The sequence below is a fragment of the Gorillibacterium sp. CAU 1737 genome, assembly GCF_039888655.1.
Classification (GTDB): Bacteria; Bacillota; Bacilli; order Paenibacillales; family NBRC-103111; genus Gorillibacterium.
This window is the reverse complement of record NZ_JBDQQO010000001.1, coordinates 225,364-237,344: the sequence shown is the minus strand read 5'-3', so window position 1 is coordinate 237,344 and position 11,981 is coordinate 225,364. Positions and strand designations below refer to the sequence as shown.

Below are 11,981 nucleotides of genomic sequence, written 5' to 3'. Positions count from 1 at the left end.
GTCCCGCCCCTATGTATCATGGGAGCAAGCAGCGCTCGGCGGCACTTTACCGGTAGTCGACTGGAACGTACTTCTGGTCCGCCTTCCCGACGTATTCGGCTCGGGGACGAATGATGCGATTATTCTCATATTGCTCTAAAATATGTGCGGTCCAACCGGAGCAACGGCTGATGGCAAAGATCGGCGTGAACAAATCACGCGGAATACCGAGAATGGTATAGACAGATGCCGAATAGAAGTCCACATTCGGCCTCAATCCTTTGAGCCCGAATACCAGGCCTTCAATCTTCACGGACATGTCGTACCATTTCAGGTTCTCCGTCCGCTTGCCCAATTCATAGGACATCCGCTGGAGATGCTTGGCCCGAGGGTCGCCTCCCTTGTACACCCGATGCCCAAACCCCATCAGCTTCTCCCGGCGCTCCAGCTTGCCCCGAACATAGTCATCGATCTGATCGATGGAGCCGATCTCCTCCAGCATCGCCATGACTCCTTCATTGGCACCCCCGTGCAGAGGACCCTTCAAGGTACCGATGGCCGAGGTCACGCCGGAATAGATATCGGACAATGTCGCGACCGTCACCCGGCTGGCAAAGGTAGAAGCATTTAATTCATGGTCCGCGTGCAGGACAAGGGCTTTATCCAGCGCCTTGATCGCTACGGCATCGGGTTCGGAGCCCGTCAGCATGTACAGGAAATTCTCTGCAATGGAAGCGCCTTCTTTTGGAGATATAGGGTCATCCTGGTTGCGTAATCTAGCATAGGCGGCTACGATTGTCGGAATTTGAGCCTGCAGCCGTGCGGCTTTGCGATAGTTTGCTTCCGGGCTCATGTCCTCTGCCTCGGGGTCATAGATGGCAAGCGAAGAAACCGCCGTGCGAAGAACGGCCATGGGGGTAGTATTCCGCGGAACCAGCTTTAGAATGTCGATAACGGGAGCCGGGACGGCCGCACTGGCACTCAACTCCGCCTTCAGTTGAATCAATTCGGAGTGACTGGGCAGCTTGCCGTACCAGAGGAGGTATATTACTTCCTCGAAGGTGGCGTGATCCGCCAAATCGTCGATGTCGTATCCGCGATAGGTTAACACACCGTCCACAATGGAGCTAACCGACGTAGTCGCGGCAACGATTCCTTCCAACCCTTTCGTGGCTGTCATCCTTCTCACTCCTTTTCCCTGGTCTCATGCTGGAGCAGCATGAACGAACGGTAGCTCACTACTCATCATAAAGGATTTTTACAATCTTGTGAATGAAACGAACATAAAACTTCATTATCGCGTGATAAAAGAAAATTGTTTCAAAACTGTGAACGTTTTCTTGCTCATTCTACCTTCTTACCCCGAACGAGCTGATTTTGAATCGGGTATATAGGAACGACCGCTGTTACCAGCGGTCGAATTTCATGCGTCCTTTGCGAATGAGGTGATTCAGGTATAGCACAAACAGGCGTTTGGCGAGCGGTCGGGTAAGCGGAAGCAGCAAAACAAGGCCGATCACATCGCTCAAAAATCCAGGAACCACGAGAAGGATTCCCCCGATAATGACACACATACCGTCCAGCAGTTTATCCGCTGGAACCCGACCCTGTGCCAAATCCTGAGAGAGCTCCTTCCAGACGTAGGACCCTTCTCTCTTTGCCATGTAAAGGCCCGCCACTGCCATGAGCAAGAGCAGGAGCAGCGTCTGCCAGCCACCTAGCCAGCGGCCAACCGTAACGAGGCCCCACACTTCTACAGCGGGAACGACGATGAACAGAGCGGGCAGCAATCGAATCATAACCGTCCTCCTTGCCGCTTCCGGCCTGTGGATAAAAAACCGACCGGCAGCGGTATTCTGCCGGTCGGTTTTCACTCATAGGGAAAGCTTATGGTGTTGAATTAAAGAACGTTTGCTTTGCCGGAGTAGATGAAGCCTTGTTCTGCGTAGATGGATACTTCTTGTCCATCCTTGAACAGGGACAGTGCGTTTTCAACTCCGATGATAACCGGCTTGCTCAGGTTCAGGCCAACGACAGCTGCGTGGGAGGTAATGCCTCCAGCTACTGTGATGACACCGGCTGCCTTTTCAAAAGCAGGCATGTAGTCCTTGTCCGTACCCGGAGCAACCAGGATGGAGCCTTCGGTTACTTTCTCAATCGCTTCCTTGGCGTTGTTGGCCACCACTACTTTACCCGTAGCGGATTGGCTTCCGATGCCTTGAGCCTTGGCGATCAGTTCGCCGACATGGTTGACCTTGATCAGGTTCGTGGAGCCCGATCCGCCTACCGGTACACCGGCAGCGACGATGACGAGGTCACCCAGGTTGACATGTCCGAGCTTGCGAGCTGCGTCCAGAGCGGTTTCGACCATTTCGTCGGAGGAACCGGACAGTTCGCCGAGAACCGGGAACACGCCCCATACGAGGTTCAGGCGGCGAGCGATCTTATCGCTCGTCGTGTAAGCGATGATCGGAGCAGCCGGACGATATTTGGAGACCATGCGAGCGGTGTAGCCGGTCTCGGTGATCGTCACGATAGCCTTGGCATCGAGGTCGATCGCGGAGTTGGCAACGGCTTGGCTGATGGCTTCGGTTACGGTCGTTTGTTGTTGACCGGCACGTTTCAGGAAGATCTCACGGTGCTCGAGAGCTTGTTCAGCGCGCTCTGCGATGCGAGCCATCGTGGTGACGGATTCGATCGGGTATTTCCCAGCAGCGGATTCCCCGGACAGCATAACGGCGTCGGTTCCGTCGAGGATGGCATTGGCCACGTCGTTGGCTTCGGCGCGCGTCGGGCGCGGGTTGCGTTGCATGGAGTCGAGCATTTGGGTAGCGGTGATAACCGGCTTGCCCAGTGCGTTACACTTGCGGATGATTTCCTTTTGAACGTGCGGAACTTCTTCAGCCGGAATTTCTACGCCGAGGTCGCCGCGAGCAACCATGATGCCGTCGGACACTTCGATGATTTCGTCGAGGTTGTCTACGCCTTCTTGGCTTTCGATCTTGGAGATGATTTGAATATGAGTCGCGTTGTGCTTTTCGAGCAGCTCGCGGATTTCGAGAACGTCGCTTGCCTTACGAACGAAGGAAGCTGCGATAAAGTCGATGCCTTGTTCGATCCCGAAGATGATGTCGTTCGCGTCCTTCTCGGTGATCCCCGGCAGGGAGATCTTCACGTTCGGAACGTTGACGCCCTTCTTGCTCTTGATCGTACCGCCGTTGGCAATGCGGCAAACGATTTCGGTGCCTTGAACGTCGGTAACTTCCAGACCGATCAGGCCGTCGTCGATCAGGATCGTGGATCCAACTTCAACGTCCTTCGGCAGGTCGGTGTAGGTCACGGTGATGCGGTTCTTGTCACCCAGAATTTCTTCGGTGGTGAGGGTCAGGGTTTCGCCGGTCACGAGTTCAATCGGCTCTTCCTTCAGCTTACCGGTCCGGATTTCCGGTCCCTTCGTGTCGAGCAGGATCGAAGCGCTCTTGTTGAGCTTAGCGCATGCCTTGCGAAGGTTAATGATCCGGTTGCCGTGCTCTTCAAAGTCTCCGTGGGAGAAGTTGAGGCGCATGACGTTCATGCCGGCTTGGAGCAGCTTGGTAAGCATTTCTTCGGATTCGCTGGACGGACCGATGGTGCAGACGATCTTTGTTTTTCGCATGTAGGTTTCCTCCTAAAGTTTGCACTTACACGGGCATAATATATATTTTACGCTTGGGGGAGCGAAAATATCGAGCAGGCTTACCGCAGAACAAACGGTCCGCGTCCCCCGTCATGCGGGAGACTCGTCCGTTCTGCTGAAGCTCCGGGGTCTTCGCAGAGGGGACCTTCGGAGCATTTCCTATGGGATTACAGGGGGGCTTGCAGGAAGTCGTAGGCCCCGATCTGCCGGAATTTCCGGTAGCGGTCCTCCTTCAGCTCGTCGGGGCTCATCTGCGAGAGCACTTGTAAATGCTCCAGCAGCTTGCCTCTTAAGAGCTCTGCCTGCTTCTTCAAATCGCGATGAGCTCCGCCGCGAGGCTCGGGAACGATGTCGTCGATCACACCTAGCTCGAGAATATCCTGAGCCGTGATCTTCATCGATTCCGCCGCCTCCATAGCGCGACTCGAATCCTTGTACAGGATGGAAGCAGCCCCCTCGGGCGAGATGACGGAATAGATCGCATGCTCGAGCATGAGCACCCGGTTGCCGACGCCCAGCGCCAGCGCTCCGCCGCTTCCGCCCTCCCCGATCACCACGCAGATCACGGGCACGCGAAGAAGCGACATCTCCAACAGATTGCGGGCGATTGCTTCCGATTGGCCGCGCTCCTCCGCCGATGAGCCGGGATAGGCGCCTGTTACGTCAATGAAGGTAACAATCGGCCGACGGAACTTGTCCGCTTGCTTCATCAGGCGCAGAGCCTTGCGGAAGCCCTCTGGGTGAGGCATGCCGAAGTTACGGGCGAGGTTGTCCTTCGTGTCCCTGCCCTTCTGATGGCCCATCACCGTGACGGGGATTTCCCCCAGTTTGGCGATGCCGCCTACGATCGCCTGGTCGTCGCCGAACAGTCGATCGCCGTGAAGCTCAATAAAATCAGTGAAGACGGATTGGATATAGTCAAGCGTCGTAGGACGCTGTGGACTCTTGACGATCTGAATCTTCTGCTTGACGCTTAAGCTGGAGTAGATTTCTTCTTCCAAAGCCTTGTATCTCTCTTCGAGACGGGCGATTTCGTCGGAAAAATCGATCTGCTTCTCGGCTCCGAACTTGACCAGTTCGTCGATCTTGCCGCGAAGCTCCGCAATCGGCTGCTCAAAGGGCAGTTCACCGGCCATGGATCGGAACCTCCTTCACCGTGTGGAAGTCGAGGAGCTTGATCAACGTGGCACGAAGGTCCTTCCGATGCACAACCTTGTCCAGATGGCCGTGCTGAAGATTGAATTCCGATGTTTGGAAATTATCCGGCAGCTTTTGACGAATCGTCTGTTCGATGACCCGCCGTCCCGCGAACCCGATAACGGCTCCCGGCTCCGCCAAGATAATATCGCCCAAGGTGGCAAAGCTCGCGCTGACGCCTCCCAGGGTAGGATCGGTCAGGATGGATATGTAGAGCCCCCCCGACTCGCTGAACCGGCCAAGCGCTGCACTCGTCTTGGCCATCTGCATGAGGGAGAGAATGCTCTCCTGCATGCGTGCTCCACCAGAGGTAGAGAAGATGATCAAGGGATACTGCTTCTGCATGGCGGCTTCGGCAGCCCGGACGATCTTCTCGCCGACCACACTGCCCAGCGTTCCGCTGAAAAACTCAAAACTCATGATGCAAACCACGACAGGGAAACCCCCGATGGTCCCTTCTCCGGTGATGACGGCGTCCCGCATGCCGGTCTTCTCCATCATCTGTTCCGTCTTTTGCGGATATCCAGGAAAAGACAGCGGATCCTTTGATATCATGTCTTCATCATATTCGAAGATCCTTCCGCCGTCGAGCAGCATATCTACCCGCTCCATGGCATTGAGGACGAAATGATAGCCGCAGCTGGAGCACACCTTGTAATTCTTCATGAGCTCCATATTGAATTGAATGGCCCCGCACTTGGGGCACTTGTTCATGAGCCCTTCCGGAATCTCGCGCCGGGTCTTCTCTGAAGGGATCGTTGCGTACTTGCGTTTTTTCTGTAACAAGTCCTTTACCTTTAGCACAAAGACACCTCGCAAGGCTTATTTCAACCGCAAGAAATCATCGGTGCAGGATCGTGCCGAGCACTTCCTGTACCTCCAAGACTTCTCCTTCGGGCACGAGAATTTCAAACTGTGTCTTGGTCAGGTTGATGGCATTCACCTTGACCAGGAACCCTTCCTCCGTCAATTTGGTTTTGATACGCTCGGCAATCTTGGCGGTCTGAGCGATGTAAATGACCGTCCACATGCGTATATAACCTCCCCGAACCCTGCTTCGTAAGCCTGTACAATAGAGTCATCATAGCACAACCGCTATTTCAGCCGCAAGAAAACAAAACGGCAGAGGGAGCCTCTGTTCAGCGGGTGTGATCCCGTATGGGGTCTATTCGCATGGTTTTTTCGGGTTTTTCTTGCGTGGAGGAAACTTTCTTAATTGACTCTCGCAGATTCTTCTCCCATCAGCCTCTCGATCGCCAAGATCAGTTCCGGCGACGGTTTAACGTTGTACTTGTCGTTCAAGGCCATCGTTTTCTGCTGCCGCTCGTAGAAGAGCACCACCGGCAGAGGACCGCTGTTGGCCTGCAAAAGCTCCTGCAGCTGCACGAGGCGATCCGGCTCTTCCCGATCCAGCCTGATCTTGATGAACACCTTCTGGCTGCGCGCGGGCTTTGGAGAGGTCGTCCGCAGGGATGAAGCTCCGGCGGCTGGCTGTACCGGCTTGCGCGGCTCGCTCTGTGAGGAGCGCTCTCCCGCAGCAGCCGTCTGGGCAGCGGCCGCCGTCTGGCGAACGCCGCCTCGGGAAGGCTCCGTTCGTAGCGGAGCCTGCGTCTGGGTGCGTCCAGTCGGGGGAACCGTTCGTCCGGCTGCCTGAGAAGCCGGAGATGGCTCGCCGCCTCGGCTTGCTGCCGAGCCCCTGCCTGCACTCAAAGCTCCGCCGGATGCCGAAACAGCGCTTCGGTTGCTCGCCCGACGAAGGAAGCGAAGCTCTCGGGGATCGACACTTTCGTCGATCTTCACCAGCTGCTCGGCGAGGAGCTTCACGCCGTCCTCCTCCTGCTGAACCTTGGCCCGAACGGCGAACAGCCGCCCCTTTTCCATCTGGCTGCGAATCTCCTTCCAGACGCTGGAGAACACCACAACCTCCACATGGTCAATCCGGTCTTCCAGCTCGAGGAAAGCCATCTGCTGGCCTTTCTTGCTGACGATTTCCTTCAGCCCGATGACTCGCCCGGCCACGACGGTTTCCTTCCCGTCCGAGAGCTCGCTGAGGTAAGAGATGGGGTCCGGATCGACCTCCCGCAGCAGCTCCTCGTAATCATCCAGAGGATGCCCCGACAAATAGAGTCCGAGAAGCTCCCTCTCCATCTCCAGCTGTTGAGTCTTGGAGTAAGGCCGGATATCGGGCAGCTCCACCTCCCAATGAACCTCCTCGGTCAGCCCGAAGAGATGGAGCTGCAGGTCGTCCCGCTCCTTTTTCCACTTGAGGGCGGTATCGACCGTCTCGTCCAACATGGCGACGGCCTGAGCCCGATGAGCCGAGAAGCCATCCATTGCCCCGCCCTGGATGAGAGACTCGATGACCCGCTTGTTGCATACGCGCAGATCCACGCGGCGGCAGAGGTCGAGCAAATCTGCATACGGCCCCTCTTGTCTGGCGGAGACAATCGCCTCGATGGCTTGGGTGCCGACATTCTTCACAGCGGCGAGCCCAAAACGAACCCGGCCGGATACCGGCGTAAACGTGATGCCGCTCTCGTTCACATCCGGCGGCAGCACCTCGATGCCCATCCGCCTGCACTCGTCGACGTATTCCGCCACTTTGCGGTGACTGCCCATGTTCGCCGTCAGCATGGAAGCCATGAACGGCGTGGGGTAGTGCGCCTTCAGGTAGGCGGTCTGATAGGCGAGCACGCCGTAGGCGGTCGCATGCGCGCGCGGGAAGCCATAGTCGGCGAAGCGGAGGATCATCTCATACACTTTATACGCATCCTCGTCCGAATATCCCTGTTTTCGGCAACCGGAGGCAAAATGTTCCCTCTCCCGGTCCAACACCTCGCGCTTCTTCTTGCTGACCGCACGGCGAAGCAAATCCGCCTCTCCCAGAGAGAAGCCGGCCATGAGCGAAGCGATCTGCATGATCTGCTCCTGGTAGACGATGATGCCGTAGGTATCTTCGAGAATGGGCCGCAGATCGGGATGCGGATACACCACTTCCGCGAGCCCATGCTTGCATTCGATATAGCGCGGGATGAATTCCATCGGCCCGGGCCGGTAAAGGGCGAGCACGGAGACGATGTCCGCAAAGCTCGACGGCTTCATCTCCTTCAGCACCCGGCGCATGCCCGGCGATTCGAGTTGAAAGATGCCGGTGGTCTCGCCGTGGCCGAGCAGCTCGAACGTCGCGACATCCTCAAAGCCCAGCTTTGCAAAGTCGAGCGCCTCGCCGGTCTCCTGCTGAATCCAATCGAGGGTCCGCTCGATGATCGACAGGGTTCGGAGGCCGAGGAAGTCCATCTTGAGCAGTCCGATGGCCTCCAGGTTCTCCATCGTAAACTGCGTGAGCGCCGTCTTCTCGGAGCCCTCCTGGAGGGGGACGTAATGGGTGAGCGGCTCACGCGAGATCACCACCCCCGCCGCATGCGTCGAGGCGTGGCGGGGCATTCCCTCCACCTTCATGGCGAGGTCGATCAGGCGGCGGGTGGACGCCTGCCGTTCGCACTGCGCCCGAAGGTCGGGGTTCAGCTCCAGCGCCTGCTTCAGGGTAACCCCCAGGCGCTGGGGAATCATCTTGGCCGCGCGGTCGACCTCCGCGTACGGCAGATTCATCACGCGGCCGACATCCCGGACGGCTCCCTTCGCCGCCATCGTGCCGAACGTGATGATCTGGGCCACATGCTCGTGGCCGTACTTGGCCACCACATAGTCGATCACTTCGTCGCGCCTCTCGTCGCTGAAGTCGACGTCAATATCGGGCATGCTGATCCGCTCCGGATTCAGAAAGCGCTCGAACAGCAAGTTGTGGCGGATCGGGTCCACATCGGTGATGCGGAGAGAGTAGGCGACGAGGCTCCCTGCGGAGGATCCCCGTCCGGGGCCGACCGCAATCCCGTTCTCACGGGCATAGCGGATGAAATCCCACACGATGAGGAAATAATCGGCGAAGCCCATCGACTCGATGACGCCAAGCTCATAGGCCAGCCGCTCCCGGCGGGTGCACGCAAGGTCGGATTCGCTTCCGATCGCGGACGCATCCTCCGGAAACCGCTCCGCGAGCCCCTCCCGGCACAATTGCCTCAGATAAGCGGGGGCATCCATTCCCTCAGGCATGGGACGGAATTCCGGCAGGATGGAGCGGCCGAATTCCAGCGTGAGCGTGCATTTGTCCGCGATGCGCTGCGTATTCGCCAACGCCTCCGGCAGATGAGGAAAAAGCTCCGCCATCTCTGCCGGGCTCTTCATATAGAGCTCCTGCACGGTCATCTTGAACCGGTCCGGGTCATCCAGCGTCTTGCCCGTTCCAATGGCGAGCAGGATATCCTGGACCTCGTGATCCTCCTGGCGCAGATAATGAACATCGTTCGTGGCAACAAGCGGAATGCCCGTTTCCTCGGACAGGGCGATCATGCCCTGCACGATCTTCTTCTGCTCCATCATGCCGTGATCCTGAATCTCCAAATAAAAATCGTCGCCGAACATGGCGCGATAGCCTTCTGCTGCCGTCCGTGCCTCTTCCATCTTCCCTTGCAAAAGAAGCTGAGGGATCTCCCCCTTGAGGCAGGAGCTCAGGCAGATGAGGCCTTCGGCATGCTTGGCCAAGTGCTCCTTGTCAATGCGAGGCCGATAATGGAAGCCGCGCAGATGCGCAACCGAGACCAGCTCCATCAGGTTGCGGTACCCCGTCTCGTTCTTCGCCAGCAGGATCAGGTGGCTGGTCGGCTGCTCCTGCCGGGACCCGCGCTCTGTAAGCTTCCCGCTCGCGAGATAGACTTCGCAGCCGAGGATCGGCTTCACCCCGGCCTCCCGGCACGCCTTATAGAATGGGATCGCTCCGTACATGACCCCGTGATCGGTCAGCGCCAGCGCGGACATGCCGAGTTCAGCGGCGCGAGCCGCCAACTCACGGATGCGCGCCGCTCCGTCCAGTAGGCTGTATTCACTGTGAACGTGTAAATGGACGAATCCGCTCATGACCGGCTCCTCCTGTCGATTCTTGTTCCCTCTAGTGTACCATACACCTACCCAATAGGCGAACCCACATTCGCATCACTCTGTTACGAAAGTCACGGATTATTGGTACGGGGCTTGCTATACTTCCCTCCATACGAATAAATGGTGCTGCAACGAGCGTCAGCAGCTTTTCCCCATCCCTTTTGAAATGAGGTGTTCGAGATGTCCCGCTTGAGGGCACACCTTCATCTGTTCAGCGGAACCGGAAATACCGCCCGCGCAGCCTCCATGATTAGAGAACGATTGGAGCTCGCTGGCTACGAGACCGGCTTGACTCGCATGGACCAGAAACCCTTGCCTTGTGAAGACTCCGCCTCCTTGCATGTCGTTCTCTTTCCCATGTACGGCTTTGACGCCCCTACTCTCGTTCATCGTTACTTGCATAAGCTCGCGGCTCCTCCCGGGGCACGCGCCGCTATCCTTGCTGTCGGAGGCACGGAAGGGGAAATCCCGGGGAATGAGGGCATTTCCTTGTACCGGACGTCTAAGCTATTACGCAAACGCGGGTTTACGGTATTTCACGCCTCTTTGGTCTCCTACCCGAACAACTGGGTCCAATTCGTCTCGGCTCCCGACGAACAGAGCAACGCCCGTATTTGCCGAAAAGCAGACGCTGAGGTAGAGAGGATCGCGGATCAGCTCGTAAAAGGAACCGTGTCTTTCAAAAAGCAAAGTGGAGCGATGCGGCTTCTGTTCTCCTTCATCTCGTTCGGCTATCGCCATGTAGGTCGCCGGATGCTCGGCAAGCTCTTTGTGGCGGATTCGCGCTGCAACGGCTGTTCTCGCTGCGCCCGAACATGCCCCATGGGCACCATCTCCATGAAAAAGGGCGTCCCGAGCTGGAACTGGTCCTGCGCAGGATGCCAACGCTGCATCAACACCTGCCCGCGCGAGGCGATTCAATCCTCCACCGCCAAGCTTCTTCTACAAGGCATCGCCTCCTTGCTTCCCATTTGGCCGGCTATCTGGCTTGGAAGTGCGCTGCCTCTTCCCTCCTGGGCCGCCTGGATCGCAGCCCTTGCCGGGTACTCCATTGCTTGTTTGGTCCTCCTTCCTCTAACCAGCCGCTTGGTCGAGGCGGCGGAAGCACGCCCCGCCGTCCGCCGGTTTGTCGCACGCGGCCCCAGCGTGCGCCATCGCCGCTACCGAGGCCCGTCCGCATAATCTTGTCCCGTCCGGCATAATCATTAAGAGACTGCGACAACTCCTAAGCAATATCGTCGGAACGGGAAGGGGCGTCTCCATGAATGCCTTTGTCGTCAAATGGATTCTCGATTTCTTCATCGCTTTCGGCATCGTAGCGGGAGGAAGTCTGCTCGCGGGCATCGGAGCGGTGCTCATGCTTCAGCCTCCTTCCTCCGTCATGGAGAGCGTAGCTTCCAATATTAAAATCTGGGCGATGGTTGCAGCGGCTGGCGGGACGATTGATCCGATCCGGATCATCGAAACCAATTTTCAGGAAGGCTACCTCTCTCCGGCTATCAAGCAAATTCTTCTCTTCGCCAGCTCCTTCATCGGTGCGCAGCTCGGGTACACGCTCATCCATTGGCTGTGCGGCGGAACCAACCGATCATGAGGGTGCCTCCGTTCGACCGTTATCCCTCGCTGCTCATTGCGGCTGCGATCTTCGCCACCGGCTTCCTCACGGGATGTGCCGCCTACCTGGGCCTTCATCAGCATCACTTCAACCTGGTCGTCGTTCAGAACGCCAGGCTGGAGAGTGAGCTGGAGCAAGCGCGAGAAGCGCTGCGTGCGCAGGCTAATCTTCGCAGCAAGCAATCCACGGTCTCCCAGGTGAAGGTGCTCCTGGACCCGTCCCAAAGCGACGAATTGGACGAATGGACCGAGAACGCCATTCGCAAAGCGGTTCATGAGGACTTCCAATCCGCCATCGGCAGTTCTGCGACCTCCATTCGTTCAACCCCGCAGGTCTTCCTGAAGCTTGCGGACGGGAAGATCTACACGGGCATACGGGGCAAGGAATACCGCGTGCGCGTCGAGACGATGGTCATCGTCCAATCCGAGCTTACCGTCTGGATCAATGCCAAGGGGCATGTGAATCCAGGCCTATAATACGAAAAGGACGGCTCCGCCATCGGCAGAACCGTCCTTTTGTATA

The 11,981-nt window shown here is 57.5% G+C and carries 10 protein-coding genes; 3 read left to right on the top strand and 7 right to left on the bottom strand.

Annotation, left to right across the window (positions count from 1 at the left end):
- Window positions 1–46 precede the first annotated feature (46 nt).
- The 7 genes from citZ to AAFN83_RS01050 form a co-directional block, all read right to left on the bottom strand.
- Window positions 47–1,159 (bottom strand): citrate synthase, encoded by a 1,113-nt coding sequence (citZ, locus tag AAFN83_RS01080; protein WP_347766491.1) that lies wholly within the window; start codon window positions 1,157–1,159, stop codon window positions 47–49.
- A gap of 226 nt (window positions 1,160–1,385) precedes the next feature.
- Window positions 1,386–1,778: an FxsA family protein gene (locus tag AAFN83_RS01075; protein WP_347766490.1), complete on the bottom strand. Its 393-nt coding sequence runs from the start codon at window positions 1,776–1,778 to the stop codon at window positions 1,386–1,388.
- Between the two features lie 101 nt (window positions 1,779–1,879).
- Entirely contained in the window at window positions 1,880–3,634 is a 1,755-nt protein-coding gene (gene pyk / locus AAFN83_RS01070; RefSeq protein WP_347766489.1) for a pyruvate kinase, read from the bottom strand.
- Between the two features lie 188 nt (window positions 3,635–3,822).
- A complete protein-coding gene (locus AAFN83_RS01065) occupies window positions 3,823–4,791 on the bottom strand; it encodes an acetyl-CoA carboxylase carboxyltransferase subunit alpha (protein WP_347766488.1) in 969 nt (322 codons plus the stop codon).
- Window positions 4,781–5,638, bottom strand: a complete 858-nt coding sequence (accD, locus tag AAFN83_RS01060) for an acetyl-CoA carboxylase, carboxyltransferase subunit beta (protein WP_347766487.1) — start codon at window positions 5,636–5,638, stop codon at window positions 4,781–4,783. The genes AAFN83_RS01065 and accD overlap by 11 nt, the downstream gene beginning before the upstream one ends.
- Before the next feature lie 55 nt (window positions 5,639–5,693).
- On the bottom strand, window positions 5,694–5,882 hold the full coding sequence (locus tag AAFN83_RS01055) for a glutamate decarboxylase (protein WP_347766485.1): 189 nt from the start codon (window positions 5,880–5,882) through the stop codon (window positions 5,694–5,696).
- A 182-nt stretch (window positions 5,883–6,064) separates the two neighbouring features.
- On the bottom strand, window positions 6,065–9,823 hold the full coding sequence (locus tag AAFN83_RS01050) for a DNA polymerase III subunit alpha (RefSeq protein WP_347766483.1): 3,759 nt from the start codon (window positions 9,821–9,823) through the stop codon (window positions 6,065–6,067).
- Window positions 9,824–10,024: 201 nt separating this feature from the next.
- Here AAFN83_RS01050 and AAFN83_RS01045 point away from each other — a divergent pair, with 201 nt between their 5' ends.
- The 3 genes from AAFN83_RS01045 (at window position 10,025) to AAFN83_RS01035 (ending at window position 11,935) form a co-directional block, all read left to right on the top strand.
- Window positions 10,025–11,026 (top strand): EFR1 family ferrodoxin, encoded by a 1,002-nt coding sequence (locus AAFN83_RS01045; protein WP_347766481.1) that lies wholly within the window; start codon window positions 10,025–10,027, stop codon window positions 11,024–11,026.
- 79 nt (window positions 11,027–11,105) lie between these two features.
- Window positions 11,106–11,438, top strand: coding sequence for a YtrH family sporulation protein (locus AAFN83_RS01040; RefSeq protein ID WP_347766480.1), 333 nt, complete (start codon window positions 11,106–11,108; stop codon window positions 11,436–11,438).
- Entirely contained in the window at window positions 11,435–11,935 is a 501-nt protein-coding gene (locus AAFN83_RS01035; protein WP_347766478.1) for a sporulation membrane protein YtrI, read from the top strand. Before AAFN83_RS01040 ends, AAFN83_RS01035 begins: the two co-directional genes overlap by 4 nt.
- The last annotated feature ends 46 nt before the right edge of the window (window positions 11,936–11,981 follow it).

Excerpts from the sequence above, each read along its gene's own strand:
- pyk (WP_347766489.1), bottom strand. The coding sequence starts at position 3,634 with ATGCGAAAAACAAAGATCGTCTGCACCATCGGTCCGTCCAGCGAATCC.
- citZ (WP_347766491.1), bottom strand. The coding sequence starts at position 1,159 with ATGACAGCCACGAAAGGGTTGGAAGGAATCGTTGCCGCGACTACGTCG.
- AAFN83_RS01075 (WP_347766490.1), bottom strand. The coding sequence starts at position 1,778 with ATGATTCGATTGCTGCCCGCTCTGTTCATCGTCGTTCCCGCTGTAGAA.
- AAFN83_RS01065 (WP_347766488.1), bottom strand. The coding sequence starts at position 4,791 with ATGGCCGGTGAACTGCCCTTTGAGCAGCCGATTGCGGAGCTTCGCGGC.
- AAFN83_RS01040 (WP_347766480.1), top strand. The coding sequence starts at position 11,106 with ATGAATGCCTTTGTCGTCAAATGGATTCTCGATTTCTTCATCGCTTTC.
- AAFN83_RS01055 (WP_347766485.1), bottom strand. The coding sequence starts at position 5,882 with ATGTGGACGGTCATTTACATCGCTCAGACCGCCAAGATTGCCGAGCGT.
- AAFN83_RS01035 (WP_347766478.1), top strand. The coding sequence starts at position 11,435 with ATGAGGGTGCCTCCGTTCGACCGTTATCCCTCGCTGCTCATTGCGGCT.
- AAFN83_RS01050 (WP_347766483.1), bottom strand. The coding sequence starts at position 9,823 with ATGAGCGGATTCGTCCATTTACACGTTCACAGTGAATACAGCCTACTG.
- AAFN83_RS01045 (WP_347766481.1), top strand. The coding sequence starts at position 10,025 with ATGTCCCGCTTGAGGGCACACCTTCATCTGTTCAGCGGAACCGGAAAT.